The sequence below is a fragment of the Stutzerimonas stutzeri genome, from assembly GCF_024448955.1.
Taxonomy (GTDB): Bacteria; Pseudomonadota; Gammaproteobacteria; order Pseudomonadales; family Pseudomonadaceae; genus Stutzerimonas; species Stutzerimonas stutzeri_AQ.
The window spans coordinates 1-25,990 of record NZ_JAMOIH010000017.1 but is presented as its reverse complement, the minus strand read 5'-3'; the positions used below and the strand labels follow the sequence as shown (position 1 = coordinate 25,990).

The 25,990-nt window shown below is 58.7% G+C and carries 38 protein-coding genes; 2 read left to right on the top strand and 36 right to left on the bottom strand.

Annotation, left to right across the window (positions count from 1 at the left end; genetic code table 11):
• The 3 genes from NA645_RS17120 to NA645_RS17110 are packed head-to-tail and all read right to left on the bottom strand — an operon-like array spanning window position 1 to window position 2,652.
• A complete protein-coding gene (locus NA645_RS17120) occupies window positions 1-546 on the bottom strand; it encodes a MotA/TolQ/ExbB proton channel family protein (protein ID WP_256049943.1) in 546 nt (181 codons plus the stop codon).
• A complete protein-coding gene (locus tag NA645_RS17115) occupies window positions 539-1,885 on the bottom strand; it encodes a MotA/TolQ/ExbB proton channel family protein (RefSeq protein ID WP_256049942.1) in 1,347 nt (448 codons plus the stop codon). Before NA645_RS17115 ends, NA645_RS17120 begins: the two co-directional genes overlap by 8 nt.
• On the bottom strand, window positions 1,882-2,652 hold the full coding sequence (locus NA645_RS17110) for a DUF3450 domain-containing protein (RefSeq protein ID WP_256049941.1): 771 nt from the start codon (window positions 2,650-2,652) through the stop codon (window positions 1,882-1,884). The genes NA645_RS17115 and NA645_RS17110 overlap by 4 nt, the downstream gene beginning before the upstream one ends.
• Window positions 2,653-2,847: 195 nt before the next feature.
• On the opposite strand from NA645_RS17110, the gene NA645_RS17105 reads away from it, so the two are divergent.
• Entirely contained in the window at window positions 2,848-3,534 is a 687-nt protein-coding gene (locus NA645_RS17105; protein WP_256049940.1) for an OmpW/AlkL family protein, read from the top strand.
• A gap of 74 nt (window positions 3,535-3,608) precedes the next feature.
• Here the strand turns inward: NA645_RS17105 and NA645_RS17100 are convergent, their stop codons facing one another.
• The 4 genes from NA645_RS17100 to NA645_RS17085 form a co-directional block, all read right to left on the bottom strand.
• Window positions 3,609-4,538 (bottom strand): NAD-dependent epimerase/dehydratase family protein, encoded by a 930-nt coding sequence (locus tag NA645_RS17100; protein WP_256049939.1) that lies wholly within the window; start codon window positions 4,536-4,538, stop codon window positions 3,609-3,611.
• Window positions 4,531-5,415 carry a sugar nucleotide-binding protein gene (locus NA645_RS17095; protein ID WP_256049938.1) on the bottom strand — a complete coding sequence of 295 codons (885 nt, stop codon included), beginning with the start codon at window positions 5,413-5,415 and terminating at the stop codon, window positions 4,531-4,533. Before NA645_RS17095 ends, NA645_RS17100 begins: the two co-directional genes overlap by 8 nt.
• Before the next feature lie 10 nt (window positions 5,416-5,425).
• The gene (locus tag NA645_RS17090; protein ID WP_131651924.1) at window positions 5,426-5,914 is read right to left on the bottom strand and encodes a single-stranded DNA-binding protein; all 489 of its coding nucleotides are present in this window, start codon (window positions 5,912-5,914) and stop codon (window positions 5,426-5,428) included.
• Window positions 5,915-6,096: 182 nt separating this feature from the next.
• On the bottom strand, window positions 6,097-7,464 hold the full coding sequence (locus tag NA645_RS17085; protein WP_256049937.1) for an MFS transporter: 1,368 nt from the start codon (window positions 7,462-7,464) through the stop codon (window positions 6,097-6,099).
• Between the two features lie 132 nt (window positions 7,465-7,596).
• Here NA645_RS17085 and uvrA point away from each other — a divergent pair, with 132 nt between their 5' ends.
• Window positions 7,597-10,443, top strand: a complete 2,847-nt coding sequence (gene uvrA / locus NA645_RS17080; RefSeq protein ID WP_256049936.1) for an excinuclease ABC subunit UvrA — start codon at window positions 7,597-7,599, stop codon at window positions 10,441-10,443.
• 88 nt (window positions 10,444-10,531) lie between these two features.
• On the opposite strand, the gene NA645_RS17075 is transcribed toward uvrA, so the two are convergent.
• The 29 genes from NA645_RS17075 to rpsJ all read right to left on the bottom strand — a co-directional run bounded on the left by NA645_RS17075 (window position 10,532) and on the right by rpsJ (window position 25,843).
• Entirely contained in the window at window positions 10,532-11,992 is a 1,461-nt protein-coding gene (locus NA645_RS17075) for a catalase (RefSeq protein WP_256049935.1), read from the bottom strand.
• Between the two features lie 182 nt (window positions 11,993-12,174).
• Complete coding sequence (gene rplQ / locus NA645_RS17070; RefSeq protein ID WP_019339959.1) at window positions 12,175-12,561, bottom strand: 50S ribosomal protein L17; 387 nt, start codon at window positions 12,559-12,561, stop codon at window positions 12,175-12,177.
• Between the two features lie 45 nt (window positions 12,562-12,606).
• The gene (locus tag NA645_RS17065; protein WP_019339960.1) at window positions 12,607-13,608 is read right to left on the bottom strand and encodes a DNA-directed RNA polymerase subunit alpha; all 1,002 of its coding nucleotides are present in this window, start codon (window positions 13,606-13,608) and stop codon (window positions 12,607-12,609) included.
• 22 nt (window positions 13,609-13,630) lie between these two features.
• Window positions 13,631-14,251: a 30S ribosomal protein S4 gene (gene rpsD, locus NA645_RS17060; RefSeq protein WP_256049934.1), complete on the bottom strand. Its 621-nt coding sequence runs from the start codon at window positions 14,249-14,251 to the stop codon at window positions 13,631-13,633.
• 17 nt (window positions 14,252-14,268) lie between these two features.
• On the bottom strand, window positions 14,269-14,658 hold the full coding sequence (gene rpsK, locus NA645_RS17055) for a 30S ribosomal protein S11 (protein ID WP_014854207.1): 390 nt from the start codon (window positions 14,656-14,658) through the stop codon (window positions 14,269-14,271).
• Window positions 14,659-14,677: 19 nt separating this feature from the next.
• Window positions 14,678-15,034, bottom strand: coding sequence for a 30S ribosomal protein S13 (gene rpsM / locus NA645_RS17050; RefSeq protein ID WP_014854208.1), 357 nt, complete (start codon window positions 15,032-15,034; stop codon window positions 14,678-14,680).
• 131 nt (window positions 15,035-15,165) lie between these two features.
• Complete coding sequence (gene rpmJ, locus NA645_RS17045; protein WP_021209367.1) at window positions 15,166-15,282, bottom strand: 50S ribosomal protein L36; 117 nt, start codon at window positions 15,280-15,282, stop codon at window positions 15,166-15,168.
• A gap of 29 nt (window positions 15,283-15,311) precedes the next feature.
• A complete protein-coding gene (gene secY, locus NA645_RS17040) occupies window positions 15,312-16,640 on the bottom strand; it encodes a preprotein translocase subunit SecY (protein ID WP_256049933.1) in 1,329 nt (442 codons plus the stop codon).
• Entirely contained in the window at window positions 16,641-17,075 is a 435-nt protein-coding gene (rplO, locus tag NA645_RS17035; RefSeq protein WP_256049932.1) for a 50S ribosomal protein L15, read from the bottom strand. It lies immediately after the preceding gene.
• Between the two features lie 3 nt (window positions 17,076-17,078).
• A complete protein-coding gene (gene rpmD / locus NA645_RS17030; protein WP_003281818.1) occupies window positions 17,079-17,258 on the bottom strand; it encodes a 50S ribosomal protein L30 in 180 nt (59 codons plus the stop codon).
• Between the two features lie 2 nt (window positions 17,259-17,260).
• The gene (gene rpsE, locus NA645_RS17025) at window positions 17,261-17,761 is read right to left on the bottom strand and encodes a 30S ribosomal protein S5 (protein WP_019339966.1); all 501 of its coding nucleotides are present in this window, start codon (window positions 17,759-17,761) and stop codon (window positions 17,261-17,263) included.
• Between the two features lie 3 nt (window positions 17,762-17,764).
• Window positions 17,765-18,115, bottom strand: coding sequence for a 50S ribosomal protein L18 (gene rplR, locus NA645_RS17020; protein ID WP_181295932.1), 351 nt, complete (start codon window positions 18,113-18,115; stop codon window positions 17,765-17,767).
• A 10-nt stretch (window positions 18,116-18,125) separates the two neighbouring features.
• The gene (gene rplF / locus NA645_RS17015) at window positions 18,126-18,659 is read right to left on the bottom strand and encodes a 50S ribosomal protein L6 (RefSeq protein WP_256049931.1); all 534 of its coding nucleotides are present in this window, start codon (window positions 18,657-18,659) and stop codon (window positions 18,126-18,128) included.
• Window positions 18,660-18,671: 12 nt separating this feature from the next.
• Window positions 18,672-19,064, bottom strand: a complete 393-nt coding sequence (gene rpsH / locus NA645_RS17010; RefSeq protein WP_003281824.1) for a 30S ribosomal protein S8 — start codon at window positions 19,062-19,064, stop codon at window positions 18,672-18,674.
• Window positions 19,065-19,248: 184 nt separating this feature from the next.
• On the bottom strand, window positions 19,249-19,554 hold the full coding sequence (gene rpsN / locus NA645_RS17005) for a 30S ribosomal protein S14 (protein WP_131651931.1): 306 nt from the start codon (window positions 19,552-19,554) through the stop codon (window positions 19,249-19,251).
• 12 nt (window positions 19,555-19,566) lie between these two features.
• On the bottom strand, window positions 19,567-20,106 hold the full coding sequence (gene rplE, locus NA645_RS17000) for a 50S ribosomal protein L5 (RefSeq protein ID WP_131651932.1): 540 nt from the start codon (window positions 20,104-20,106) through the stop codon (window positions 19,567-19,569).
• Window positions 20,107-20,125: 19 nt separating this feature from the next.
• Entirely contained in the window at window positions 20,126-20,440 is a 315-nt protein-coding gene (rplX, locus tag NA645_RS16995; RefSeq protein ID WP_131651933.1) for a 50S ribosomal protein L24, read from the bottom strand.
• Between the two features lie 11 nt (window positions 20,441-20,451).
• Window positions 20,452-20,820 (bottom strand): 50S ribosomal protein L14, encoded by a 369-nt coding sequence (gene rplN, locus NA645_RS16990; protein ID WP_014854220.1) that lies wholly within the window; start codon window positions 20,818-20,820, stop codon window positions 20,452-20,454.
• A gap of 23 nt (window positions 20,821-20,843) precedes the next feature.
• Complete coding sequence (rpsQ, locus tag NA645_RS16985; protein ID WP_014854221.1) at window positions 20,844-21,110, bottom strand: 30S ribosomal protein S17; 267 nt, start codon at window positions 21,108-21,110, stop codon at window positions 20,844-20,846.
• Between the two features lie 2 nt (window positions 21,111-21,112).
• The gene (rpmC, locus tag NA645_RS16980; protein ID WP_003289209.1) at window positions 21,113-21,304 is read right to left on the bottom strand and encodes a 50S ribosomal protein L29; all 192 of its coding nucleotides are present in this window, start codon (window positions 21,302-21,304) and stop codon (window positions 21,113-21,115) included.
• Entirely contained in the window at window positions 21,304-21,717 is a 414-nt protein-coding gene (gene rplP / locus NA645_RS16975) for a 50S ribosomal protein L16 (protein WP_014854222.1), read from the bottom strand. The genes rpmC and rplP overlap by 1 nt, the downstream gene beginning before the upstream one ends.
• A 12-nt stretch (window positions 21,718-21,729) precedes the next feature.
• Complete coding sequence (rpsC, locus tag NA645_RS16970; protein ID WP_131651934.1) at window positions 21,730-22,416, bottom strand: 30S ribosomal protein S3; 687 nt, start codon at window positions 22,414-22,416, stop codon at window positions 21,730-21,732.
• Between the two features lie 13 nt (window positions 22,417-22,429).
• Window positions 22,430-22,762 carry a 50S ribosomal protein L22 gene (gene rplV, locus NA645_RS16965; RefSeq protein WP_131651935.1) on the bottom strand — a complete coding sequence of 111 codons (333 nt, stop codon included), beginning with the start codon at window positions 22,760-22,762 and terminating at the stop codon, window positions 22,430-22,432.
• A 13-nt stretch (window positions 22,763-22,775) separates the two neighbouring features.
• The gene (rpsS, locus tag NA645_RS16960; RefSeq protein ID WP_014854225.1) at window positions 22,776-23,051 is read right to left on the bottom strand and encodes a 30S ribosomal protein S19; all 276 of its coding nucleotides are present in this window, start codon (window positions 23,049-23,051) and stop codon (window positions 22,776-22,778) included.
• 16 nt (window positions 23,052-23,067) lie between these two features.
• Window positions 23,068-23,889 (bottom strand): 50S ribosomal protein L2, encoded by an 822-nt coding sequence (rplB, locus tag NA645_RS16955; protein WP_256049929.1) that lies wholly within the window; start codon window positions 23,887-23,889, stop codon window positions 23,068-23,070.
• 14 nt (window positions 23,890-23,903) lie between these two features.
• Window positions 23,904-24,203 (bottom strand): 50S ribosomal protein L23, encoded by a 300-nt coding sequence (gene rplW, locus NA645_RS16950; protein ID WP_014854227.1) that lies wholly within the window; start codon window positions 24,201-24,203, stop codon window positions 23,904-23,906.
• On the bottom strand, window positions 24,200-24,802 hold the full coding sequence (gene rplD, locus NA645_RS16945; RefSeq protein ID WP_256049928.1) for a 50S ribosomal protein L4: 603 nt from the start codon (window positions 24,800-24,802) through the stop codon (window positions 24,200-24,202). The genes rplW and rplD overlap by 4 nt, the downstream gene beginning before the upstream one ends.
• Window positions 24,803-24,814: 12 nt before the next feature.
• The gene (gene rplC, locus NA645_RS16940) at window positions 24,815-25,450 is read right to left on the bottom strand and encodes a 50S ribosomal protein L3 (RefSeq protein ID WP_131651938.1); all 636 of its coding nucleotides are present in this window, start codon (window positions 25,448-25,450) and stop codon (window positions 24,815-24,817) included.
• Window positions 25,451-25,531: 81 nt separating this feature from the next.
• Window positions 25,532-25,843, bottom strand: a complete 312-nt coding sequence (gene rpsJ, locus NA645_RS16935) for a 30S ribosomal protein S10 (protein ID WP_003186070.1) — start codon at window positions 25,841-25,843, stop codon at window positions 25,532-25,534.
• Between the last annotated feature and the right edge of the window lie 147 nt (window positions 25,844-25,990).

Here is a 25,990-nt window from a genome sequence, read left to right as displayed (position 1 = left end):
TCAATCGTGACGCAGCTGGTCGGCCAGCCGGTCGAGAGCCAGTCGCGCGATTCGCTCGAGGCGCGCCAGGCTGAACAGTCCAGTGATGGCCAGCACCATGCCAGCCATTGTCGGCAGGGTCGCCTGCCAGACGCCCGCAGCCATGCCACGAGGGTTGCCGGTGCCGTTGAGCGCCAGCACATCGAATACCGCGATCATGCCGCTGACGGTGCCAAGCAGGCCGAGCAGCGGACACATCGCCACCAGTGTCTTACTCATCCGCAAAGGGCCAGACAGCTGCTGCTGGGCCTGAGCCAGCCAAGTACTGCGTACCGCGCGCTGCCAGCTGCCGGGCTCATCGCCCAGCCGCGCCCAAGCCTGGCGACGTGTCTCGGCCCAGCGCGGAAAGACCCGGCGCATGAACCACAGGCGCTCGAACACCAGCGTCCAGTAGAGCACGCACAAGGCGGCCAGCGCCCACATCACCACGCCACCCGCAGCCATGAAGTCGAGCAGCGCGTGTCCGCTGTCGACCAGACGCAGCCAGCTACCGTGCAGATCAGTCACGACGCGGTGTTCCCGACAGATGCAGCGCGATCAGGCCGGCGCTTTGTTGTTCCAGCAATTGAATCAGCGCCTTGCTGCGGCTGGCCAGCAAGCTATGCAGAAACAACAGCGGAATCGCCACGACCAGCCCCAGCACCGTAGTCACCAGCGCCTGGGAGATGCCGTCGGCCATCAGCCGCGAATCACCGCCACCGCTTTGGGTGATGGCTTGGAAGGTCACGATCATGCCGGTCACGGTACCCAGCAACCCGAGCAGCGGCGCGACGGCGGCCAACAATTTGAGCAGCGGCTGCCCACGCTCCAGCGGCGGCGTTTCCTGAAGAATCGCTTCGTCGAGTTTCAGTTCGAGGGTTTCCAGATCGGACAGTTGCGGCTTAGGTCCGAGGACGCCAATGATGCGGCCCAGCGGATTGTCATCACGCGGCTTGTTCAGCTCATTCATCTGCCGACCCACAGCGCGCCCGACACCAGTCAGGTAGAACATGCGCCAGATCGCCAACAGCAGGCCGATGGCGCCGAGCACCAAAATGACCCAGCCGACTAGACCGCCCTGCTGTACCCGATCCCATAGCTGCGGCTGGCGCTGCAGCTGTGCAAGCAACGAGCCGCGGGTTGGATCGATCGGGAGGGTAGCCAGCGCGTCGCTGTTGCTCAGGTAATCATCGACCAAGCCCAACCCGGCAGGTTGCCGTGCCGGAGCCAGGAGCTCGCCGGCATCACTGTCGTAACGCAGGAAGGCATCATCGGTGAAGACGGAGAAAGCACCGATCCGCAGCACCGATTCAACGCTGCGCTGACCGTCGGCGCCCACGACCGGTAGCTCAACACGCTCGACTCGCCCACTGGCGGCGAGGTCCTCGAGCAAGGTCATCCAGAAGCCATCCAGATCTTCTGCGGACGGAAGCGCACGACTTTCGGCCAGCGCCTTCAGCCGCGCCAGTCGATCCGGATACTGGGCATTGAGCAGGCTGTCCTGCCACTGGCCAGCGACATCACCTGCGCTCTGGCGAACCACGCCGAACAGCTCGCCGAGATGGCCAACCCGCTGTGCCAGTAGTGTTTCCTGCTCGGCCAGTTCGGCCTCCTGACGATCGAACTCGGCTTTCAGACGCTCAGCTTCGGCCTTCTGCTTCTCAAGCGCGGCGTTTGCACGCGCCAGCAGTTGCGCTTGCTCACTGCGATTCTGGACAAACGCCTGCTCACGCGCCTGCATGGCTTCGACTTCCGCGGCGCGCTCGCTGCGAATGCGTTGCAGCAGCTGATCCGGGGTCAGCGGTTCGGCTGCCTGAGCAAGCGCCGGTAACAAGCCGATCAGCAAAAGAGTCAATAAACGTTTCATTGCGCCGCCTCCTTGGCCAGGGTCTTCACCGGCAGCTCGAGCCAGCTGGGCGCTTGCTGCTGGCGCGCAATAGCTATTGCCTTGGTGATTGGCCGGCGTGCGCTTGCATCAAGCGTCTCCCACGCACCGGCCTGGGGATTCCACCAGCCGCTCTCATGCGCATCGAGCGTCTGGTAATAGAGCATCGTCCGTCCCAGACGCAGAAATTCGACGCTACGGCTGCCGCCCTCGACCGGCAGCTCACCGCGCCAGGCTTCCAGCGTTCTGCCGTAATCGCTTTCGATCTGATAAGCCTCGAGGATTCGACGGTATTTCTCGGCCAGACTGATATCCGCGCGCGCCTGCATGTCCTGCAAGCTGGCCAAGCGGTCGGCGCGCTCGTCGGGAAGGAACGGCAGATCCGCCGCGATGAATTCCTCGAGCACATCGATCATCCGCCCCATCTGTGGCGCAACGGCCTCCTGGGTGCGCTCGATGCTGTCCAGCTGACGCTGAAATCCTTCGAGTTCCTTACGTTGCCCCGCGGTGAGTTCGGTCAGCTGCTTGTTATAGGCTTCCAGCGCCTCCGCCTGCTGCACAGCGTTGCGATAGTCGTTGAGCATCTGCCGGGTGGCATCGTCGAGCTGCTCGATGCGTGCTTGAGATGCCTTGGCCTCCGCTGCCAGACGCTGACTTTCGTCCAGTGCAGCATCCAGCGGAGCTGCGTGAAGCTGAACGCAGCATGGCAACACGGCGACCGCCAAGAGGCGGGGGATAAGGGCTTGCATTAATGGATCCTTGCAGACGAAGGTCAAACTCGAAAGAGAAACATTATCATCTAGGTGCACAAAGGAAGGCAACCCAGGGCAATACGTCGCAGCCCAGACAAAGCGGAGCGTTTCGTTGAGCTGGATCAAATTTGGCAGCGCATCGCGCCCTACCATGGCTCCAACGCAACAGATCACGTCTCGATGGAGCTCATTATGCGCAAGACCCTGTTTACCGCTTCAGTGCTGGCCGTCGCACTCGCCGCCCCCTTCGCCCAGGCCCATCAGGCAGGCGATGTGATCCTGCGCGCCGGCGCGATCACCGTTGATCCGCGTGAAGACAGTGGCGATATCTATGTAGGTGCGCTTTCGACTAGCGTCGCGGGAACAAAGGCCACCCTCGATAGCGACACCCAACTGGGCTTGAACTTCGCTTATATGGTGACCGATAGAATCGGTATTGAGCTGCTCGCTGCAAGCCCCTTCACCCACGACGTTGGTGTTTCAGGAATGCCTGGCGCGTTTGCAGGTTTGAACGGAAAGCTGGGCGAACTCAAGCATTTGCCACCAACCCTCAGCGTCATTTACTACCCGCTCGACAATAAGTCCGCGTTCCAGCCTTATGTCGGCGCAGGGATCAACTACACATGGTTCTTTGACGACAAACTCACCAGCGAGGCTGAAGGCAAAGGCTTCAACGGGCTGGACATGAAAGATTCATGGGGCCTGGCGGCCCAGATGGGCATGGACTACATGCTGACCGAGAGCGTGATGATCAACGCTCAGGTTCGCTATATTGATATCGACACGACTGGCACAACGAGCTATGGCGGAGCCAAGGTGAAGGTCGACGTAGATGTCGACCCGATGGTCTACATGGTCGGCCTCGGCTATAAGTTCTGACGAAACCGGAACCACCGGATCGTTGAACAAAGCAAAGGCGCCCTAGGGCGCCTTTGTCATTTCGTGATCCTTTGTTAGCGATCCAGCAATTTCGCCAGCCCCATCCGCATATCGGTGGCTGGCTCCGGCAACCGAAAGCGCTGCAGCAGGCGTGCATTGTCGGCTCGCGAGTGGCGGATATCGCCATTTCGCGCCGCCTGGTAACTGACCGGCGGCAGACCGCCCAGTACATCGCCAATAGCTGCCAGCAACTCGTTCAGCGAAGTGGCGCGATTGAGTCCGACATTGATCGCACCCGCCTCCAGTTCCGTGCTCTCCAGCGCCTGCACCAACACCTCGACCAGATCGCCGACGTAAAGGAAATCGCGGGTCTGTTCGCCGTCGCCGAACACCGCGATCGGCAGGCCTTTCTGCGCACGCTCGGTAAAAATGCTGATCACCCCGGAGTACGGCGATGAAGGATCCTGGCGAGGACCGAAGATGTTGAAGAACCGGAAGACGACCGGCTCCAGCCCATGCTGGCGTCGGTAGAAATCCAGGTAGTGCTCGCTGGCGAGCTTGTCCGCCGCATAGGGCGTCAGCGGTGCCTTCGGCGTCTCTTCATCGATGGCTTGCCCTTCGCCATTGTTGCCGTAGACGGCAGCGCTCGAAGCGAAGACGACGCGGCGAATACCTTCCTCGCGCATTGCCTCGCACAGGTTCAAGGTGCCGACCAGATTGCTCTGGTGCGTGCCCACAGGGTCATCGACCGATGCTTGCACCGACGCCACGGCAGCCAGATGCACCACGGCTCGGACGCCACGAACAGCCCTCCGCATGACCTGCGCGTCGGCGACGTCGCCTTCGATAAAGTCCAAGCCTGCAGCGTCCGATAGGTTGCTGCGTTTGCCCGTGGACAGGTTGTCCAACACCCGTACCGCATAGCCGCGAGCAACCAATGCATCGACGAGGTTCGAGCCGATGAAGCCGGCGCCCCCGGTAACCAGAATCGGTGACTCAACCATGACGATAGTATCGCTCCAGCAGGCTCGGTAATCCGGTACGCCAGGCGCGCGGCTTGATTCCGAAAGTATTGAATATTTTCTTGCAGGCCAGCACACCATGCTGCGGCTCGTCCTGAGCGTCTGGACAGCTTGCGTGCGCGACCGCGGTCAGGCTATCGATTTTCAACTGACGATGGTGGGCCGCCTCGGCAAGCAGCGCCTGGCCGACCACCAACGGCGTCGACGCCTCGTGCCCGCCATAATGATAGGTGCCCCACAGCGGCGCCCGACAGTCTAGTTGCTTCAGCACGGCGAGGATGACACGCGCCGCATCGTCGACAGGGGTCGGATTGCCACGGCGGTCATCAGCAAGACACAGCTCCTCGTCCTGTTCGAGACGCTGCAGAAACCGCCCCAGTAAACCGTCCGAACTATCGTCCAGCAACCAACCGAACCGCAGCAGAACGTGTCGCGGGCAGAGCGCGCGAACGCTCTGCTCAATACGCCAGAGCGCACGGCTGCGCGCATCCAGCGGCGCCACTTCGTCCTTCTCGCTGTAAGCGGTGGTACGAGCCCCATCAAACACGCGGTAACTGGACGGCTGCATCAGTACGAACTCGTGATGCTGACACAGCTCTGCCAACCGCTCTACCGCTCGCTCCTGATGGGCAAGCACGGCTTCATCGACATGGCCGATCTGAAACCAGTCGAAATAATAGGCGAGGTTGATCACGACATCCGGACGATTGTCGTCGAGCAATTTGGTCAGGCTGGGCGCGTCCCAACCCTGGTCGGGCGGGCGCGGTGCGAGGAAGCTTATATCTTCCTCGGCGCCGAGGCGGATGAGCGCCTGACCCAGGGCATTGCCGCCGCCCAACAGCATCAGGCGCATTCGCATGGAGAGAACTCTAGAACGGAATATCGTCGTCGAAGCTGTCGTAGTCCGGTGCCGGCTGCTGAGCTGGCTGCGGCTGAGACTGCGGGCGCGACTGCTGTTGCGGCTCGCGTTGCGGACGCGGCTGGGATTGACGCGGCGCATCGTCGGAACTGCCACCACGGCCGCCGAGCAGCTGCATGGTGCCGCCCATATCAACCACGATCTCGGTGGTGTAGCGCTTGACGCCGTCCTTTTCCCATTCGCGGGTTTGCAGGCGGCCTTCGATGTAGCACTGCGAGCCCTTGCGCAGGTACTCGCCAGCGATTTCAGCGACCTTGCCGAACAACACGACACGGTGCCACTCGGTGCGCTCTTGCTGCTGGCCGGTCTGCTTGTCCTTCCAGCTGTCGGTGGTGGCCAGCGTAATATTGGTCACCGCATTGCCATTGGGCATGTAGCGGGTTTCCGGGTCGCCGCCGACATTGCCGATCAAGATGACTTTATTCACCCCTCTGGCCATGGGTAACTCCTTTGTTTGAACATGAATTTGGGTTGGCTCACTGGAGAGCGCTCCGTGACGGGGCGAAAGCCAATGGCCGTGAATCTTACCTCACCACCCCTTGCCGGCCAACCGGGATGGCCTCAAGCGGAGGCATAGTCGGCAGCGAGAAGCGCGCCCGGCCAGCATCAGCGAAAGGTCGTTCAGGCGACCAGGCGGTCGAGCGCTTCCCGATCCAGCACCTGCATGTCGACCTTGACGTAGGCGGCCGACTCATCGGCAATCACCACGGCATCCGACACTCCAGGCACCGCCAACATATGCTCGGCGAGCGCGGGGTTACGTAGCGCATCGGTCGACAATGGCAGCCGCAAGCCGGTGACATAAGGCGGCTCGCGCATGCCCCAAACCACTATCAGCCACAACCCGCAAAGCACGGCGCAGCCGGCGAAAACCAGCGCAAGGCCGCCCTGCTGGTAAAACCATCCACCCAGGACGCCGCCAATACCGGCACCGAGAAACTGGCTCGTGGAGTAAACACCCATCGCCGTACCCTTGCCACCGGCCGGCGCCACCTTGCTGATCAGCGAAGGCAAAGATGCTTCCAGCAGATTGAATGCGATGAAGAACACGATCATGCCGACGACCAATGCCCAGAGTCCGTTACCGAGCCACCAGAAGAACAGCTCGGCGAATAGCAGAACCCCCACGGCGCCCAAGACGACGCGCTTCATCTGTCGCTTTTTTTCGCCATAAATGATGAAGGGCACCATGCCGAAGAATCCGACCACCAGGGCGGTGAGATAGACCCACCAGTGCTCATCCCTGGGCAGCGCCGCTTCGTCCACCAAGGCCAGCGGCAATGCGACGAAACTGGCCATGAGAATCGCATGCAATACGAATATGCTGAAATCCAGGCGCAGGAGGCTCGGATGACGCAGCGTCTCGCCGAGCGCCTGCCTGGCTACACCCGACTCACGATGGCGCAGATGACGATGGGCGCGCGGCAGCGTGGCAACGACCAGCACACCCAGCAGCGCCATCCCCGCCGTCGTCCAGAACAAGCCGGACAGACCGAACGCACGCGTCAGCAGCGGCCCGAGAATCATCGCCACCGCGAATGAAACACCAATGCTCATACCGATCATCGCCATCGCCTTGGTGCGATGCTGCTCGCGGGTGAGATCCGAAAGCAGCGCCATCACCGCTGCTGAAATGGCACCGGCGCCCTGCAGCACGCGGCCGGCGATGACGCCCCAAACGGAATCAGCCGTCGCGGCGAGTACCGCACCCGCGGCAAAGATCAGCAAGCCAAAGTAGATCACCGGCAGACGGCCAACTCGATCAGAAAGCATGCCGAACGGAATTTGTAGCACCGCCTGGGTCAAACCATAGGCACCTATAGCGAGACCAATCAGTGCCGGTGTGGCTCCCTGCAGCTCCATGCCATAGGTCGCCAGGACTGGCAGCACCATGAACATGCCGAGCATGCGAAACGCGAAAACCAGGGCCAGCCCAGATGCTGCGCGAGTTTCGCTGGCGCTCATGCGCTCGCTGTAGGGATCCTGCATGTGGGGTCTCGCCTGAATGAACCGGCGGCGATTCTAACAGTCATCCCGCGGTTCGGCACAGGCTCGCTACTTTGCCGCTGTGTCGCACCTGGCCGTATAATTTCGGGTTTTCGCCCGCGACGCGAGGCTGCTTTGGACAAGATTCTGATTCGTGGGGCTCGTACCCATAACCTGAAAAACATCGACCTGACACTGCCACGTGACAAGCTGATCGTGATCACGGGCCTGTCGGGTTCCGGCAAGTCCTCGCTGGCCTTCGATACGCTTTATGCCGAAGGCCAGCGCCGCTACGTCGAATCGCTCTCGGCCTACGCTCGGCAGTTCCTGTCGATGATGGAAAAGCCCGACGTCGACACCATCGAAGGCCTCTCCCCGGCCATCTCCATCGAGCAGAAGTCGACTTCGCACAATCCCCGGTCGACCGTCGGCACCATTACCGAGATCTACGATTACCTGCGCTTGCTTTATGCACGCGTCGGTACGCCGCGCTGTCCGGATCACGATGCACCACTGGAAGCCCAGACGGTCAGCCAGATGGTCGATCAGGTGTTGGCACTATCGGAAGGCAGTAAGCTGATGCTGCTCGCCCCCGTCATTCGCGAGCGCAAGGGTGAGCATCTGGCGGTATTCGACGAACTGCGCGCGCAGGGTTTCGTGCGGGCGCGGGTCAACGGGCGGCTCTACGAACTCGACGAGCTGCCGAAACTGGACAAACAGAAAAAGCATTCCATCGATGTCGTGGTGGATCGCTTCAAGGTGCGCAACGACCTGCAGCAGCGTCTCGCCGAATCCTTCGAGACGGCGCTCAAGCTTGCCGACGGCATCGCGCTGGTCGCCTCGATGGACGACGACGGTGACAGCGAGGAGATGATTTTCTCCGCCCGCTTCGCCTGCCCGATTTGCGGACATTCGATCAGCGAGCTCGAACCCAAGCTGTTCTCGTTCAACAACCCGGCCGGCGCCTGCCCGACCTGCGATGGCCTGGGCGTCAAACAGTTCTTCGACGCCAAACGCCTGGTCAATGGCGAGCTGACCCTCGCCGAGGGCGCCATTCGCGGCTGGGATCGGCGCAACGTCTATTACTTCCAGATGCTCGGTTCGCTCGCATCGCATTATGGTTTCAGCCTCGACGAGCCATTCGACTCTCTGCCAGCAGAGCAGCAGAAAGTGGTCTTGCGCGGCAGCGGAAAGGAGAACGTGGATTTCCGCTATCTGAACGATCGCGGCGATATCGTCAAACGTTCGCACCCGTTCGAGGGAATCATCCCCAACCTCGAGCGGCGCTACCGTGAAACCGAATCCAATTCGGTACGCGAAGAGCTGGGCAAATATCTCAGCACTCAGCCTTGCCCCGAATGTCGCGGCACGCGACTGCGCCGTGAAGCACGCCATGTATGGGTCGGCGATAAAACCCTGCCGGCGGTGACCGGTCTGCCGATCGGCGATGCCACCGACTATTTCGGCAGCCTCTCGCTCACCGGGCGCCGCGGCGAGATCGCCGACAAGATTCTCAAGGAAATCCGCGAACGGCTGCAGTTCCTGGTCAACGTCGGGCTCGACTACCTGACATTGGACCGCAGCGCCGACACGCTGTCCGGCGGCGAAGCTCAGCGCATTCGCCTAGCCAGCCAGATCGGCGCGGGACTGGTCGGAGTCATGTACATCCTCGACGAGCCTTCTATTGGCCTGCATCAGCGCGACAACGAACGCCTGCTCGGCACCCTGCGTCACCTGCGCGACATCGGCAATACGGTGATCGTTGTCGAACACGACGAAGACGCCATACGCCTCGCCGATTACGTCGTCGATATAGGTCCCGGTGCCGGCGTGCATGGCGGGCAGATCGTGGCGCAAGGCACACCGGACGAGGTGATGAACGACCCCGCCTCGCTGACTGGCGGCTATCTTTCCGGCCGGGTAAATATTCTCTATCCCGCGCAACGCACCCCTCGCGATACGAGCAAGCTGCTCAGGCTCAAGGGCGCACGCGGCAACAATCTACGCAACGTCGATCTGGAAATCCCTGTTGGGCTGCTCACCTGCATCACTGGAGTATCTGGCTCGGGCAAGTCGACGCTGATCAACAACACGCTCTTCCCAATAACCGCCACGGCCCTGAACGGCGCGACGACGCTAGAGGTGGCGCCTCACGATTCGTTCGATGGCCTGCAGCATCTGGACAAGGTCGTGGACATCGACCAGAGCCCGATTGGACGCACACCGCGCTCGAACCCGGCGACCTATACCGGACTGTTCACGCCGATCCGCGAACTGTTTGCCGGCGTGCCAGAAGCCCGGTCGCGTGGCTACGGTCCTGGACGCTTCTCCTTCAACGTCAAGGGCGGACGCTGCGAAGCCTGTCAGGGCGACGGCGTCATCAAGGTAGAGATGCACTTCCTGCCAGATATCTACGTGCCCTGTGATGTGTGCAAGGGCAAGCGCTACAACCGCGAAACGTTGGAAGTGAAGTACAAAGGCAAGAGCATTACTGAAGTGCTGGGCATGACCATCGAAGAGGCGCGGGAATTCTTCGATCCGGTGCCAGCCGTCGCGCGCAAGCTGCAGACGCTAATAGATGTGGGGCTTTCCTACATCAAGCTCGGGCAAAGCGCGACCACGCTATCGGGAGGCGAGGCACAGCGGGTCAAGCTATCACGCGAGCTGTCCAAACGGGATACCGGCAAGACGCTGTACATCCTCGACGAGCCCACCACGGGGTTGCACTTCGCCGATATCCAGCAGTTGCTGGACGTGTTGCACCGCCTTCGCGATCACGGCAATACGGTGGTGGTCATCGAGCACAATCTGGATGTGATCAAGACGGCGGACTGGCTTGTAGACCTCGGCCCCGAGGGCGGCTCGAAGGGCGGCCAGATCATCGCGACAGGCTCTCCTGAAGACGTTGCCGAGATGCCGCAGTCGCATACCGGTCACTTTCTCAAGCCGTTGCTGGAGCGTGACCAAGCCCGGAACGAATGACCACTACCGGTTTGCCCCGGGCCCTACCGTAACCCGGCCAATACGAAATAGCCCGCAGCATGCTGCGGGCTATTTCGTCACAGAAGGCTTAGGCCAGCGCCTCCTCGACCGGAAGGTCCAACGCCTTGGCGATACCGGTACCGTAGGCTGGATCAGCCAAATAGCAGTGCTTGATATGCCGCAGCTTGATATGCCGCGCCGCATCGCCCATCGCCCGCGCCGTGTTCTCGAATAGACGCTGCTGCTCGTCCGCCTTCATCAACCGGAACAGATCGCCCGGCTGAGTGAAGTAGTCCGCATCGTCCACCCGGTAGTCGTAACGGGCGGCGGCGCCTTCGAGCGCCAACGGCGGCTCGCTGAAGTCCGGCTGCTCACGCCATTCGCCGTAAGTGTTCGGCTGGTAATGCAAGCGGCCGCCATGGTTGCCATCGACCCGCATCGCACCATCGCGATGGAAGCTATGCACCGGGCAACGCGGCGCGTTTACCGGAATCTGGTGATGATTGACACCCAGGCGATAACGCTGCGCATCGCCGTAGGAGAACAGGCGCCCTTGCAGCATGCGGTCCGGTGAGAAGCTGATGCCCGGCACCACGTTCGCGGGCGTGAATGCCGCCTGCTCGACATCCTGGAAATAGTTGTCGGCATTACGGTTGAGCTCGTAGTAACCCACTTCGATCAGCGGGTAATCCTTCTTCGACCAGACTTTGGTCAGGTCGAACGGATGGAAGCGATAGCTTGCCGCCTCGACTTCCGGCATCACTTGCACATACATCGTCCAGCGCGGGAAATCGCCACGCTCGATCGCCTCGAACAGGTCACGCTGAGAGCTTTCACGATCACCGGCAACGATGGCCGCTGCTTCAGCGTCGGTGAGGTTCTTGATGCCCTGCTGGGTCTTGAAATGGAACTTGACCCAGTAGCGCTGGTTATCGGGGCTGATGAAGCTGTAAGTATGCGAGCCGAAACCGTGCATGTGTCGGTAGGAGGCCGGTATCCCACGGTCGCCCATCACATAGGTAATTTGGTGCAACGCCTCTGGCAGGCCGGTCCAGAAGTCCCAGTTGTTGTTGGCGCTACGCATGTTGGTGCGCGGGTCGCGCTTGACCGCGTGGTTCAGATCGGGGAATTTCAGTGGATCGCGGAAAAAGAACACTGGCGTGTTGTTGCCGACCATGTCCCAGTTGCCTTGCTCGGTATAGAACTTCAGGGCATAGCCACGGATGTCACGTTCGGCATCGGCAGCACCGCGCTCGCCGGCAACGGTAGAAAACCGGGCGAACATTGGGGTCTTCCTGCCAACTTCGGAAAAGATCGCCGCCTTGGTGTAGCGCGTAATGTCGTGAGTGACAACGAACTCACCAAAGGCGCCGGAGCCTTTGGCATGCATACGCCGCTCAGGAATCACCTCACGATCGAAATGTGCGAGCTTCTCCAGAAACCACACGTCCTGCAGCAACATCGGGCCGCGCGGGCCGGCGGTCATGGAATTCTGGTTTTCGGCTACCGGGGCACCGGCGACGGTAGTGAGTTTGGGCTGATCAGTCATGGCTACTGCTCCTTGGCAATTCGAGAACTATCCAGTGTCGGTTACATCACCGGCTGGTTGAGCGCCATCATATGAATCCAAACCGATAGGCTCTAATGATCAAGATCAACGCAAGCGATAGCCAAAATCTTCAGGCGAAAAAAAACCGAGCCTTCAGGCTCGGTTTTCTTTTTTAGGCCAGCTTATTCAGCTGCTTCGACTTCACCGGTAACCGGACGGTCCACCAGCTCGACGTAGGCCATGGGCGCATTGTCCCCAGCGCGGAAACCGCACTTGAGAATACGCAGGTAACCACCCTGGCGGGTGGCATAACGCGGACCCAGGTCATTGAACAGTTTGCCAACGATAGCCTTCGAGCGAGTACGGTCGAAAGCCAGGCGACGGTTGGCGACGCTGTCCTCCTTGGCCAGGGTGATCAGCGGCTCGGCGACGCGACGCAGTTCCTTGGCCTTAGGCAGGGTTGTTTTGATCAGTTCGTGCTCGAACAGCGACACCGCCATGTTCTGGAACATGGCCTTGCGGTGTGCGCTTGTGCGGCTGAGATGACGGCCACTTTTACGATGACGCATGATTGAAATTCCTTACCAAACGATCAGTTCGGTGACTATGGGCGATCAGGCCGTAGCCTTATCGTCCTTCTTGAGACTTGCCGGCGGCCAATTGTCGAGACGCATGCCCAGGGACAGACCACGAGAGGCCAGAACGTCTTTGATTTCGGTCAGAGACTTCTTGCCCAAGTTCGGCGTTTTCAACAGCTCGACTTCGGTGCGCTGAATCAGATCACCGATGTAGTAGATGTTTTCTGCTTTGAGGCAGTTGGCCGAACGAACGGTCAGTTCCAGATCATCAACCGGACGCAGAAGGATCGGATCGATCTCGTCTTCCTGCTCGACTACAACCGGCTCGCTGTCGCCCTTGAGGTCGACAAATGCGGCCAGCTGCTGCTGCAGAATAGTCGCGGCACGACGGATCGCCTCTTCGGGATCCAAGGTGCCATTGGTTTCCAAGTCGATGACCAGCTTGTCCAGGTTGGTACGCTGCTCGACACGAGCGTTTTCGACCACATAAGCCACGCGACGGACCGGGCTGAAGGTGGCGTCGAGCTGCAAACGACCGATGCTACGGCTTTCGTCCTCGTCGCTCTGACGCGCATCAGCAGGCTCGTAACCACGGCCGCGAGCGACCTTGAGCTTCATGTTGATCGAACCATTAGCCGCCAGGTTGGCGATCAGATGATCGCCATTGACGATTTCGACATCGTGATCCAGCTGGATATCGGCAGCGGTAACAGCGCCCGCGCCCTTCTTCACCAGGCTCAAGGTCACTTCATCACGGCCGTGCAGCTTGATGGCGATACCTTTGAGATTGAGCAGGATTTCAATGACATCTTCCTGCACGCCCTCGATAGCGCTGTACTCGTGGAGCACACCGTCGATCTCAGCCTCGACCACAGCACAGCCGGGCATGGAGGACAACAGAATACGACGCAGCGCGTTGCCCAGGGTATGGCCGAAACCACGCTCGAGAGGTTCGAGCGTGATCTTGGCACGGGTCGGACTGACCACCTGCACATCGATATGGCGGGGGGTCAGGAACTCATTTACCGAAATCTGCATGGATACACCTATTTTCTAGCCCTTACTTGGAGTAGAGCTCGACAATCAGGTTTTCGTTGATGTCGGCGGACAGATCACTGCGAGCCGGAACACTCTTGAAAACGCCGGATTTCTTGTCGGCATCTACTTCGACCCACTCAACACGACCGCGCTGTACGCACAGTTCCAGGGCTTGGGCGATACGCAGCTGGTTACGGCACTTCTCGCGAACGGCAACCACGTCACCAGCTTTGACCTGGTAGGACGGAACGTTCACGGTCTTGCCATTTACACTGATTGCCTTGTGGGAAACCAGCTGACGCGATTCAGCACGAGTGGAGCCGAAGCCCATGCGGTAAACCACGTTATCCAGACGGCACTCCAGCAGTTGCAGCAAATTCTCGCCGGTAGCGCCCTTGCGGCTGGCCGCTTCCTTGTAGTAACCGCTGAACTGACGCTCGAGCACGCCATAGATACGACGGACCTTCTGCTTTTCACGCAGCTGAGTACCGTAATCAGACAGACGCCCACGGCGCTGGCCGTGAACACCTGGCGGGGTTTCAATGTTGCATTTCGATTCGAGCGCGCGCGCACCACTCTTCAGAAAGAGATCGGTGCCTTCACGACGAGACAGTTTGCACTTGGGACCAATATAACGAGCCATTCTTCACTGTCTCCTGATTACACGCGACGCTTCTTCGGCGGACGGCACCCGTTGTGCGGGATCGGCGTCACGTCGGTGATGCTGGCGATTTTATAACCACATCCGTTCAGAGCACGAACGGCGGATTCACGACCCGGACCTGGACCCTTGACGTTGACGTCAAGGTTCTTCAGACCGTACTCCAGAGCAGCCTGGCCCGCGCGCTCAGCAGCTACCTGAGCAGCGAACGGGGTGCTTTTGCGCGAACCACGGAAGCCCGAGCCACCGGAAGTAGCCCAGGACAATGCGTTGCCCTGGCGATCGGTGATCGTGATGATGGTGTTATTGAAAGACGCGTGGATATGGGCGATGCCATCAACCACTGTCTTTTTGACTTTTTTACGAGGACGAGCAGCAGGTTTTGCCATTACTTAAATTCCTACGCGATTACTTGCGGATCGGCTTGCGCGGGCCCTTACGGGTGCGGGCGTTGGTCTTGGTACGCTGACCGCGCACCGGCAGACCACGACGATGACGCAGGCCGCGGTAGCAACCCAGGTCCATCAAGCGCTTGATCTTCATGTTGACTTCGCGACGCAGATCACCCTCAACGATGAACTTTGCCACTTCGCCGCGCAGCAGTTCGACCTGCTCGTCGGAGAGATCCTTGATTTTCGCTGCCGGGTTTACGCCGGTAGCTGCGCAGATAGTCTGCGCGCGAGTGCGACCAACACCATAGATGTAGGTCAGCGAGATAACAGTGTGCTTGTTATCTGGAATGTTTACGCCTGCAATACGGGCCATTCAGTGAAACTCCAATTGACAGCTACCCAACGCCCCGGAAGCCAAGAAAAGGGCGCGAGATACTAACGCTGTAATAACAAATAATCAACCCGGCAGCGCACTAGCTACCGGGCTCGAGCCTTAGCTCACAATCAGCCTTGGCGCTGCTTGTGACGCGGTTCTGCACTGCAGATCACCCGAATGACGCCTTCGCGACGGACGATCTTACAGTTGCGGCACAGTTTTTTGACCGATGCACGAACTTTCATGACAACTCCTGGAACCTTACGAACTACCTTCAGCGGAGCATTCCGCTGCCGTAGCCCTTCAGGTTGGCTTTTTTCATCAGGGAATCGTACTGGTGAGACATGAGGTGCGACTGCACTTGAGACATGAAGTCCATTACAACCACGACCACAATCAGCAACGATGTCCCGCCAAGGTAGAACGGCACATTTGCAGCAACCACAAGGAACTGGGGTAGCAGGCATACAGCCGTCATGTACAGGGCGCCGAACATGGTCAAGCGAGTCAACACGCCATCAATATAGCGCGCCGACTGCTCGCCAGGCCGAATCCCCGGAATAAAAGCACCGGACTTCTTCAGATTTTCCGCAACATCTTTCGGATTGAACATCAAAGCCGTATAGAAGAAGCAGAAGAAGATGATTCCGGCGCTGAACAACAAGATATTCAGCGGCTGACCAGGAGCGATCGACTGAGAAATATCAGCCAACCAACCCATGCTCTCCGACTGACCGAACCACTGCCCCAGTGAAGCAGGGAACAGCAGAATGCTGCTGGCAAAAATGGCTGGAATAACGCCAGCCATGTTGACCTTCAATGGCAGGTGGCTCGTCTGCGCAGCGAAGACCTTGCGACCCTGCTGACGCTTGGCATAGTGCACGGCAATACGCCGCTGCCCACGCTCGATGAAGACCACAAAACCGATGATGGCAACAGCTACCAGCCCAACCGCCAGCAGTGCAATGATATTCACATCACCCTGCCGTGCGGACTCGAAGGACTGCCCCAGCGCACCCGGAAGACCCGCAACGATACCTGCAAAGATCAACATCGAAATGCCGTTACCGACACCCCGCTCGGTGATCTGCTCGCCCAACCACATCATGAACATCGCACCAGCCACGAAGGTGGTGATTGCCACGAAGTAGAAGCCGAAATCATTGCTGAACGCGACGCCCTGCCCGGCTAGGCCGACAGACATCCCTATCGCCTGAACGATCGCCAGCACCAGCGTTCCATAACGCGTGTACTGGCTGATCTTGCGGCGACCGGCCTCGCCTTCCTTCTTCAACTGCTCCAGCTGTGGGCTGACCGCGGTCATGAGCTGCATGATGATCGATGCCGAAATGTACGGCATGATCCCCAGCGCAAAGATACTCATGCGCTCCAGCGCACCACCGGAAAACATATTGAACAGGCTAAGGATGGTCCCTTCGTTCTGACGGAACAGCTCGGCCAACCTGTCGGGATTGATACCCGGCACCGGGATATGCGCTCCGATCCGATAGACGATGATCGCCATCAGCAGAAAACGCAGACGAGCCCAGAGTTCGGACAGCCCACCATTACTCAGAGCGGAGAGAGCACCTTGCTTAGCCATTTATTCCTCGAACTTGCCGCCAGCTGCTTCGATAGCCGCGCGCGCACCTTTAGTGGCGGCGATGCCCTTCAGAGTTACCGCACGACCAACCTCACCCGACAGCATGACTTTCACACGCTGAACGTTCTGATTGATGATGTCGGCATCCTTGAGGCTCTGCAGGGAAACTACGTCACCCTGAACCTTTGCCAGTTCGGAGGTGCGTACTTCGGCACGATCCATGGCTTTCAGGGAAACGAAGCCGAACTTCGGTAGACGACGATGCAGAGGCTGCTGGCCACCCTCGAAGCCGGGGGCAATCTTGCCACCAGAACGGGAAGTCTGACCTTTATGACCACGGCCACCGGTCTTGCCGAGGCCGCTACCGATACCACGGCCCGGACGCAGCTTTTCGCGACGGGCGCCTGGCGCAGAACGCAGATCGTTCAGTTGCATGGCTTAGCCCTCCACACGGAGCATGTAATAAGCCTTGTTGATCATGCCGCGGTTTTCAGGAGTGTCCTGAACCTCTACGGTATGACCAATGCGACGCAGGCCGAGACCTTTGACGCACAGCTTGTGATTAGGAATACGACCGCTGACGCTTTTGATCAGCGTGACCTTGACGGTATTAGCCATGATCAGGAAATCTCCTCAACGCTCTTGCCGCGCTTCGCTGCGATCGACTCAGGCGATTGCATGGCCTTCAGACCCTTGAACGTAGCGTGAACCACGTTGACCGGGTTGGTAGAGCCGTAGCATTTAGCCAGAACGTTCTGCACGCCAGCCACTTCAAGGATCGCACGCATTGCGCCACCGGCGATGACACCGGTACCTTCCGAAGCAGGCTGCATGTAGACCTTGGAAGCGCCGTGGGCAGCCTTGGTGGCGTACTGCAGCGTAGTGCCGTTCAGATCGACCTGGATCATGTTGCGGCGAGCCGCTTCCATCGCTTTCTGAATGGCGGCAGGCACTTCACGGGACTTGCCGCGACCGAAACCTACACGGCCCTTGCCATCACCCACCACAGTCAACGCGGTGAAAGTGAAGATACGACCACCTTTTACAGTCTTGGCGACGCGGTTAACCTGAACCAGCTTCTCAATGTAACCTTCGTCGCGCTTTTGCTCGTTATATGCCATAACTTAGAACTCCAGCCCGCCTTCACGAGCAGCATCAGCCAGTGCCTTGACACGACCGTGGTACTTGAAGCCAGAACGGTCGAACGCCACCTGGGTGACACCTGCGGCCTTCGCACGCTCAGCGACCAGCTGACCAACTTTCTTGGCAGCGTCGACGTTGCCGGTGGCACCGCCGCGCAGTTCTTTGTCGAGAGTCGAGGCACTGGCCAGGACCTTGCCGCCGTCGGCCGAAAGGACCTGGGCGTAGATGTGCTGGGAAGACCGATACACACAAAGGCGTACAGCTTCCAGCTCGCGCATCTTCAGGCGTGCCTTGCGAGCGCGACGCAGACGAGTAACTTTCTTTACGCTCATTTGCTATGCCCTACTTCTTCTTAGCTTCTTTACGACGGACCACTTCGTCCGAGTAACGTACGCCTTTGCCCTTGTAAGGCTCAGGGCGACGGAAGTCACGGATTTCAGCAGCCACCTGACCAACCAGTTGCTTATCGACACCCTTGATCAGGATATCGGTCTGGCTGGGGGTCTCAGCGGTAACGCCTTGCGGCAGTTCATATTCCACCGGATGCGAGAAGCCGAGAGCCAGGGACAGCACTTGACCTTTGGCTTGCGCCTTGTAACCAACACCAACCAGCTGAAGCTTACGCTCGAATCCCTGGCTGACACCGATCACCATATTGTTAACCAACGCACGGGTGGTACCGGCCATGGCACGGTTCTGCTGATCGCCATTGCGCGCAGCAAAACGGATCTCACCGGCCTCGTGGATTACTTCCACAGACGAGTGCACATTCAGTTCGAGAGCGCCCTTGGCACCCTTCACCGAAAGCTGCTGGCCAGACATGTTGAATTCAACACCAGCGGGCAGCTTGACGGGGTTCTTAGCAACGCGAGACATGCTTATCCCCCCTTAGAACACTGTGCAGAGCACTTCGCCGCCGACGCCAGCAGCGCGAGCAGCCCGATCAGTCATCACACCTTTATTGGTGGATACGATCGAAACACCCAGACCGCCGCGAACCTTCGGCAACTGATCAACGGATTTGTACTGGCGAAGGCCAGGACGACTTACGCGCTTCAGCTCCTCGATAACCGGACGGCCTTCGAAGTACTTCAGCTCGATAGACAGCTGCGGTTTGGCGTCGCTGCTGACGTTGTATCCTGCGATATAGCCTTCACCCTGAAGAACGTTGGCTACAGCCACCTTCAAAGTGGAAGACGGCATGCTTACGACGGACTTTTCGGCCATCTGGGCATTACGGATACGAGTTAGCATGTCCGCTAACGGGTCCTGCATACTCATGGGCTCTTGGCTCCTAATTCTAAAAAATAAGCCCGCAAGGGCTCGTGTCGCCTGCTAGATGAACGCACCTCGAAAGGCGTGACTCGGGCGAGCCGGACATTCTAGAGACAGTCCAGAAACGAATCAAGCCCCATGAGGGGCTTGATTCGATGACAGCAATTCCGGCAGCGTCACCGGAACATCGTTACCAGCTGGCTTTCACCAGTCCTGGTACGTCGCCACGCATAGCAGCCTGACGCAGCATGCTACGTGCGAGACCGAACTTGCGATATACACCATGCGGACGGCCAGTCAGACGGCAGCGATTGCGCAGACGCGAAGCGCTGGCATCACGCGGCTGCTTCTGCAGCGCGACCTGGGCTTCCCAACGCGCCTCAGGAGACGACTCTGGATTAGCGATGACAGCTTTCAGCGCGGCACGCTTCTGGGCGTACTTAGCAACCGTTTGCTGACGCTTCAGCTCACGGTTCTTCATGCTTTGCTTAGCCATGTCCTACTCCTATCAGTTACGGAACGGGAAGTTGAAAGCACGCAGCAGCGCGCGCCCCTCTTCGTCCGTCCGAGCAGTAGTGGTCAGCGTAATATCCAGACCACGCAGGGCATCGATCTTGTCGTAATCGATTTCCGGGAAAATGATCTGCTCTTTTACACCCATGCTGTAATTGCCACGACCATCGAAGGACTTGGCATTCAGGCCGCGGAAATCGCGAACCCGAGGCAGAGAAATAGCGAGTAGACGATCCAGGAATTCGTACATGCGATCATTGCGCAGCGTAACCTTGACGCCGATCGGCCAGCCTTCGCGAACTTTAAAACCCGCGATGGATTTCCGAGCATGGGTCACTACGACCTTCTGACCGGTGATCTTTTCCAAGTCGGCAACAGCGTTATCGATGATTTTCTTATCACCGATCGCTTCGCCGATACCCATATTCAGGGTGATCTTAGTGATGCGCGGAACTTCCATCACGTTGCCAAGCTGAAGTTCTTCTTTCAGCTTGGGAGCGATTTGCTTCCGATAAACTTCTTTTAGTCGTGCCATGGTTATCTACCTAGCAGTCTCAAGCTTCAACCGGCTTTTGGGTCGACTTGAAGACACGAATTTTCTTGCCGTCTTCAATCTTGAAACCAACGCGATCAGCCTTGTTGGTTTCACCATTGAAAATAGCGACGTTAGAGGCGTGCAAAGGCGCCTCTTTCTCGACGATACCGCCCTGAACGCCAGACATCGGGTTCGGCTTGGTATGGCGCTTTACGAGGTTGATACCACCAACAACCAAGCGGTCGTCAGCGAGAACCCGAAGCACCTTACCGCGCTTGCCCTTGTCCTTGCCGGCGATGACGATGATCTCGTCGTTGCGACGAATCTTTTGCATGCGGCTACTCCTTAGAGCACTTCAGGCGCGAGCGAGACGATTTTCATGAACTTCTCGTTACGAAGCTCACGCGTCACCGGCCCGAAAATACGGGTACCGATAGGCTCCTGCTTGTTGTTCAGCAGAACAGCAGCGTTGCCATCGAAGCGAATGATGGAACCGTCTGGGCGGCGAACACCGTGACGAGTGCGGACCACAACAGCGGTCATCACCTGGCCTTTCTTGACCTTGCCACGCGGAATCGCTTCCTTGACGGTAACCTTGATGATGTCGCCGATGCCGGCGTAACGGCGGTGAGAGCCGCCGAGCACCTTGATGCACATAACACGGCGCGCGCCGCTGTTATCCGCCACATCGAGCATTGATTGAGTCTGAATCATATAATTTCTCCGACCCCTAGCCCTTAGACTTCGACGGCACGTTCAACGACATCAACCAGCATCCAGCACTTGGTCTTCGCCAGAGGACGAGTCTCGCGAATCGTGACTTTGTCACCGATACGGCACTGGTTGGTTTCGTCGTGTGCGTGCAGTTTGGTCGAACGCTTCACGTATTTACCGTAGATCGGGTGCTTGACGCGACGCTCGATCAATACGGTGATGGTTTTGTCCATTTTGTCGCTGACGACGCGGCCAGTCAGCGTGCGGACAGTCTTTTCAACTTCAGCCATGATCACTTACCTGCCTGCTGGTTGAGCACAGTCTTGACACGAGCGATGTCGCGCTTGACTTGTGAGAGCAGGTGAGACTGCCCCAACTGGCCAGTTGCCTTCTGCATACGCAGATTGAACTGGTCGCGCAGCAGCTCGAGCAATTGCTCGTTCAGCTGCTGAGCGGATTTTTCACGAAGCTCATTCGCTTTCATCACATCACCGTCCGCTTAACAAAGGAGGTGGCGAGCGGCAGCTTTGCAGCAGCCAGGGCGAAAGCCTCACGCGCCAGCTCTTCGGAAACACCCTCGATCTCGTAGAGCACCTTGCCCGGTTGAATCTGGGCTACCCAGTACTCGACGTTACCCTTACCTTTACCCATCCGGACTTCCAGAGGCTTCTTGGTGACAGGCTTGTCGGGGAATACGCGGATCCAGATCTTGCCGCCACGCTTGACGTGACGAGTCAGCGCACGACGTGCGGACTCGATCTGGCGGGCCGTCAGACGACCACGGGAAACAGACTTCAGAGCGAATTCGCCGAAGCTGACCTTGCTACCGCGCTGAGCCAGACCACGATTGTGGCCAGTCATCTGCTTGCGGAATTTTGTACGCTTTGGTTGCAACATTTGGCGTACTCCTTACTTGGCAGCTTTTTTACGAGGCGCAGGCGCTTGCGGCTTGAGCTCTTCGTGGCGGCCACCAATGACCTCACCCTTGAAGATCCAGACCTTGACGCCAATCACACCGTAAGTGGTGTGTGCTTCGTAGGTGTTGTAGTCGATATCGGCACGCAGGGTGTGCAGCGGCACACGACCTTCCCGATACCATTCCGTACGGGCAATTTCAGCCCCACCCAGACGACCGCTCACCTGGATCTTGATGCCTTTGGCACCAATGCGGATCGCATTCTGTACGGCGCGCTTCATGGCGCGACGGAACATCACACGACGCTCCAGCTGCTGAGCAACGTTCTGTGCTACCAGCATTGCATCGAGCTCCGGCTTGCGGATTTCTTCGATGTTGATGTGCACAGGCACACCCATTTGCTTGGTCAGGTCCTGACGCAGCTTCTCTACATCCTCACCTTTTTTGCCGATCACGATGCCGGGACGAGCGGTGTGGATGGTGATGCGTGCTGTCTGAGCCGGGCGATGGATATCGATACGGCTTACGGACGCGCTTTTTAATTTGTCTTGGAGGTACTCGCGCACGTTCAGATCTGCAAGCAGATAATCGGCGTACGTACGACCGTCTGCGTACCAGACGGAGGTGTGCTCCTTGACGATTCCCAGGCGAATGCCAGTGGGATGTACTTTCTGACCCATCTGATCGACTCCGTTACTTGTCCGCAACCTTGACAGTGATATGGCAAGACCGCTTGACGATGCGATCAGCGCGGCCTTTGGCACGCGGCATGATGCGCTTAAGCGAACGCCCTTCGTTGACGAAAACGGTGGAAACCTTCAGGTCGTCCACGTCAGCGCCTTCGTTGTGCTCGGCGTTGGCCACGGCCGACTCCAGCACTTTCTTCATGATCTCGGCGGCTTTCTTACTGCTGAAAGCCAACAGGTTGAGCGCTTCGCCCACCCCTTTCCCGCGGATCTGGTCGGCGACCAGGCGGGCTTTCTGGGCGGAGATGCGAGCGCCCGACAACTTAGCGGCTACTTCCATCTTTCCTTACCCCTTAGCGCTTGCCTTTCTTGTCCGCTACGTGCCCGCGATAGGTGCGGGTACCAGCGAACTCGCCGAGTTTATGACCGACCATGTCTTCGTTCACGAGAACGGGGACGTGTTGGCGGCCGTTATGCACAGCGATGGTCAGACCGACCATTTGCGGCAGGATCATCGAACGACGCGACCAGGTTTTCACCGGCTTGCGATCATTCTTTTCCGCTGCCACCTCGACCTTCTTCAGTAGGTGAAGATCGATAAAAGGACCTTTTTTCAGAGAACGTGGCACTGTCGTATCCCTCTAGTTACTTGCGGCGACGGACGATCATGTTGTCGGTGCGCTTGTTCGAGCGAGTCTTCGCGCCCTTAGTCGGGAAGCCCCACGGCGACACCGGATGACGACCACCAGAGGTACGACCTTCACCACCACCATGCGGGTGATCGACCGGGTTCATCGCCACACCGCGAACGGTCGGACGAACGCCACGCCAGCGCTTGGCACCGGCTTTACCCAGCGAACGCAGGCTATGCTCGGCGTTCGAAACCTCACCCAGAGTGGCGCGACACTCAGCCAGCACCTTGCGTGTTTCGCCGGAGCGAAGACGCAGCGTCACGTATGCACCCTCACGCGCTACCAACTGAGCCGACGCACCAGCGGAACGAGCGATCTGGGCACCTTTGCCCGGCTTCAGCTCCACACCGTGGATGGTAGAACCCAGCGGAATGTTGCGCAGCGGCAGGCTGTTACCAGCCTTGATTGGCGCATTGATGCCAGACACCAACTGATCGCCAGCACTGACGCCCTTGGGGGCGATGATGTAGCGGCGCTCGCCGTCGGCATACTTCAGCAACGCAATGTGCGCAGTACGGTTCGGATCGTATTCGATGCGCTCAACGACGGCGGGAATGCCATCCTTGTTGCGACGAAAATCGACCAAGCGGTAATGCTGCTTGTGACCACCGCCAACGTGACGAGTGGTGATACGACCGTTGTTGTTACGGCCGCCAGACTTCGACTTCTTCTCGAGCAGCGGAGCATAAGGAGCGCCTTTGTGCAGCTCCTGACTGACCACCTTGACCACAAAACGGCGGCCCGCGGAAGTCGGTTTGCATTTAACGATTGCCATGATGCACCCCTTCCTTACTCAGCACTGCCGGAGAAATCGATATCTTGGCCCGGCTGAAGCGCGATATACGCCTTCTTCCAGTCGTTGCGCTTGCCCAGCCCACGAGCGGTGCGTTTGGTCTTGCCCTGAACATTCAGGGTGCTGACTTTGGCGACCTTCACGTTGAACAGGCTTTCGACGGCCTTCTTGATTTCCAGCTTGGTTGCGTCGGTTGCAACCTTGAAAACGAACTGGCTCTTGCTGTCTGCCAGCATGGTTGCCTTCTCGGAGACATGCGGACCAAGCAGGACTTTGAATACGCGTTCCTGGTTCATCCCAGCAGCTCCTCGAATTTCTTCACGGCCGACACGGTGATCAACACCTTGTCATAGGCGATCAGGCTGACGGGATCGGAACCCTGAACATCACGCACGTCAACGTGCGGCAGGTTGCGAGCCGCCAGATAAAGGTTCTGATCGACAGCATCGGAAACGATCAGCACGTCATTCAGACCCATGCCAGTCAGCTTGTTGGCAAGCAGCTTGGTCTTTGGGCTGTCGACGGCGAAATCTTCAACAACGACCAGACGCTCGGAGCGAACCAGCTCGGAGAGGATGGAACGCAGCGCGGCGCGATACATCTTCTTATTGAGCTTCTGCTCATGGTTCTGCGGACGAGCAGCGAAGGTCACGCCACCGCCACGCCAGATCGGACCACGAGTGGTACCGGCACGAGCGCGTCCAGTGCCCTTCTGGCGCCACGGACGCTTGCCACCACCAGCCACATCGGAGCGAGTCTTTTGTTGCTTGCTGCCCTGACGACCGCCAGCCATGTAGGCGACGACAGCCTGATGCACCAGCGTCTCGTTGAACTCACCACCAAAGGTACGCTCGGAGACTTCTATGGCTTGTGCGCCATTAACATTCAATTGCATGTGAACTCCCCCTTACCCGCGAGCCTTGGCAGCCGGACGCACGATCACGTCACCACCAGTGGCGCCGGGCACTGCGCCCTTAACCAACAGCAGGTTACGCTCGGCATCGACACGCACGATTTCCAGGGACTGCACGGTTACGCGCTCGGCGCCCATGTGCCCGGACATCTTCTTGCCCTTGAAAACACGACCCGGGGTCTGGCACTGGCCAATCGAACCCGGAACGCGGTGGGATACGGAGTTACCGTGTGTATTGTCCTGACCACGGAAGTTCCAGCGCTTAATGGTGCCGGCAAAGCCTTTACCCTTGGACTGACCGGTGACATCCACCATCTGTCCAGCCTGAAAAATCTCGGCATTGATCTGATCGCCCGCCTGGAACTCTTCGCCATCGAGGCGGAATTCCCAGACTCCACGACCGGCAGCAACATTCGCCTTAGCGAAGTGACCAGCCTGAGCCTTGGAGACACGCGAGGCGCGACGCTCGCCGACAGTGACCTGCACGGCGCGATAGCCATCGCTCTCTTCATTCTTGAACTGGGTGACACGATTCGGCTCGATCTCAATGACCGTAACCGGAACAGAGACACCATCTTCGGTGAAAATGCGGGTCATGCCGCACTTACGACCGACTACACCAATAGTCATGTTGTAACCTCTTGAGTGTACGGGGCTTTCACCCGCTATGGCCGCCCATTTCAGAGCGTTACACGACTAAAACTCAAGGTTTTAGCCGAGGCTGATCTGCACTTCCACGCCAGCCGCAAGATCAAGCTTCATCAGCGCATCGACGGTTTTGTCGGTTGGCTGAACAATGTCCAGCACACGCTTATGAGTACGGATCTCGTACTGGTCGCGCGCGTCCTTGTTGACGTGCGGAGAAACCAGAACAGTGAACCGCTCTTTGCGGGTCGGCAGTGGAATCGGACCACGCACCTGAGCACCAGTACGTTTCGCGGTTTCCACGATTTCCTGGGTTGATTGATCGATCAGGCGATGGTCAAAAGCCTTCAACCGAATACGGATTTGTTGGTTTTGCATTTTGACCTCAGACTCCAATTAGCCATCCCTACCAAACGCAATACGCCCGGTAAAAGGAGGCGCAATTGTACGGATGCGTCCAGGGGGTGTCAATAAATGATCAATAATAGAAAAAGGGCCCCAGGGGGCCCTTTTTTACTACCGAAT

Bases quoted from the DNA above. Each gene is read 5' to 3' on its own strand.
- NA645_RS17115 (WP_256049942.1), bottom strand. From the start codon at position 1,885: ATGAAACGTTTATTGACTCTTTTGCTGATCGGCTTGTTACCGGCGCTT.
- NA645_RS17110 (WP_256049941.1), bottom strand. From the start codon at position 2,652: ATGCAAGCCCTTATCCCCCGCCTCTTGGCGGTCGCCGTGTTGCCATGC.
- NA645_RS17105 (WP_256049940.1), top strand. From the start codon at position 2,848: ATGCGCAAGACCCTGTTTACCGCTTCAGTGCTGGCCGTCGCACTCGCC.
- NA645_RS17100 (WP_256049939.1), bottom strand. From the start codon at position 4,538: ATGGTTGAGTCACCGATTCTGGTTACCGGGGGCGCCGGCTTCATCGGC.
- NA645_RS17095 (WP_256049938.1), bottom strand. From the start codon at position 5,415: ATGCGAATGCGCCTGATGCTGTTGGGCGGCGGCAATGCCCTGGGTCAG.
- NA645_RS17090 (WP_131651924.1), bottom strand. From the start codon at position 5,914: ATGGCCAGAGGGGTGAATAAAGTCATCTTGATCGGCAATGTCGGCGGC.
- NA645_RS17085 (WP_256049937.1), bottom strand. From the start codon at position 7,464: ATGCAGGATCCCTACAGCGAGCGCATGAGCGCCAGCGAAACTCGCGCA.
- NA645_RS17075 (WP_256049935.1), bottom strand. From the start codon at position 11,992: ATGACTGATCAGCCCAAACTCACTACCGTCGCCGGTGCCCCGGTAGCC.
- rplQ (WP_019339959.1), bottom strand. From the start codon at position 12,561: ATGCGTCATCGTAAAAGTGGCCGTCATCTCAGCCGCACAAGCGCACAC.
- NA645_RS17065 (WP_019339960.1), bottom strand. From the start codon at position 13,608: ATGCAGATTTCGGTAAATGAGTTCCTGACCCCCCGCCATATCGATGTG.
- rpsD (WP_256049934.1), bottom strand. From the start codon at position 14,251: ATGGCTCGTTATATTGGTCCCAAGTGCAAACTGTCTCGTCGTGAAGGC.
- rpsK (WP_014854207.1), bottom strand. From the start codon at position 14,658: ATGGCAAAACCTGCTGCTCGTCCTCGTAAAAAAGTCAAAAAGACAGTG.
- rpsM (WP_014854208.1), bottom strand. From the start codon at position 15,034: ATGGCCCGTATTGCAGGCGTAAACATTCCAGATAACAAGCACACTGTT.
- rpmJ (WP_021209367.1), bottom strand. From the start codon at position 15,282: ATGAAAGTTCGTGCATCGGTCAAAAAACTGTGCCGCAACTGTAAGATC.
- secY (WP_256049933.1), bottom strand. From the start codon at position 16,640: ATGGCTAAGCAAGGTGCTCTCTCCGCTCTGAGTAATGGTGGGCTGTCC.
- rplO (WP_256049932.1), bottom strand. From the start codon at position 17,075: ATGCAACTGAACGATCTGCGTTCTGCGCCAGGCGCCCGTCGCGAAAAG.
- rpmD (WP_003281818.1), bottom strand. From the start codon at position 17,258: ATGGCTAATACCGTCAAGGTCACGCTGATCAAAAGCGTCAGCGGTCGT.
- rpsE (WP_019339966.1), bottom strand. From the start codon at position 17,761: ATGGCATATAACGAGCAAAAGCGCGACGAAGGTTACATTGAGAAGCTG.
- rplR (WP_181295932.1), bottom strand. From the start codon at position 18,115: ATGAGCGTAAAGAAAGTTACTCGTCTGCGTCGCGCTCGCAAGGCACGC.
- rplF (WP_256049931.1), bottom strand. From the start codon at position 18,659: ATGTCTCGCGTTGCTAAGAACCCCGTCAAGCTGCCCGCTGGTGTTGAA.
- rpsH (WP_003281824.1), bottom strand. From the start codon at position 19,064: ATGAGTATGCAGGACCCGTTAGCGGACATGCTAACTCGTATCCGTAAT.
- rpsN (WP_131651931.1), bottom strand. From the start codon at position 19,554: ATGGCTAAGCAAAGCATGAAGAACCGTGAGCTGAAGCGTCAGCAAACG.
- rplE (WP_131651932.1), bottom strand. From the start codon at position 20,106: ATGGCACGACTAAAAGAAGTTTATCGGAAGCAAATCGCTCCCAAGCTG.
- rplX (WP_131651933.1), bottom strand. From the start codon at position 20,440: ATGCAAAAGATTCGTCGCAACGACGAGATCATCGTCATCGCCGGCAAG.
- rplN (WP_014854220.1), bottom strand. From the start codon at position 20,820: ATGATTCAGACTCAATCAATGCTCGATGTGGCGGATAACAGCGGCGCG.
- rpsQ (WP_014854221.1), bottom strand. From the start codon at position 21,110: ATGGCTGAAGTTGAAAAGACTGTCCGCACGCTGACTGGCCGCGTCGTC.
- rpmC (WP_003289209.1), bottom strand. From the start codon at position 21,304: ATGAAAGCGAATGAGCTTCGTGAAAAATCCGCTCAGCAGCTGAACGAG.
- rplP (WP_014854222.1), bottom strand. From the start codon at position 21,717: ATGTTGCAACCAAAGCGTACAAAATTCCGCAAGCAGATGACTGGCCAC.
- rpsC (WP_131651934.1), bottom strand. From the start codon at position 22,416: ATGGGTCAGAAAGTACATCCCACTGGCATTCGCCTGGGAATCGTCAAG.
- rplV (WP_131651935.1), bottom strand. From the start codon at position 22,762: ATGGAAGTAGCCGCTAAGTTGTCGGGCGCTCGCATCTCCGCCCAGAAA.
- rplB (WP_256049929.1), bottom strand. From the start codon at position 23,889: ATGGCAATCGTTAAATGCAAACCGACTTCCGCGGGCCGCCGTTTTGTG.
- rplW (WP_014854227.1), bottom strand. From the start codon at position 24,203: ATGAACCAGGAACGCGTATTCAAAGTCCTGCTTGGTCCGCATGTCTCC.
- rplD (WP_256049928.1), bottom strand. From the start codon at position 24,802: ATGCAATTGAATGTTAATGGCGCACAAGCCATAGAAGTCTCCGAGCGT.
- rplC (WP_131651938.1), bottom strand. From the start codon at position 25,450: ATGACTATTGGTGTAGTCGGTCGTAAGTGCGGCATGACCCGCATTTTC.
- rpsJ (WP_003186070.1), bottom strand. From the start codon at position 25,843: ATGCAAAACCAACAAATCCGTATTCGGTTGAAGGCTTTTGACCATCGC.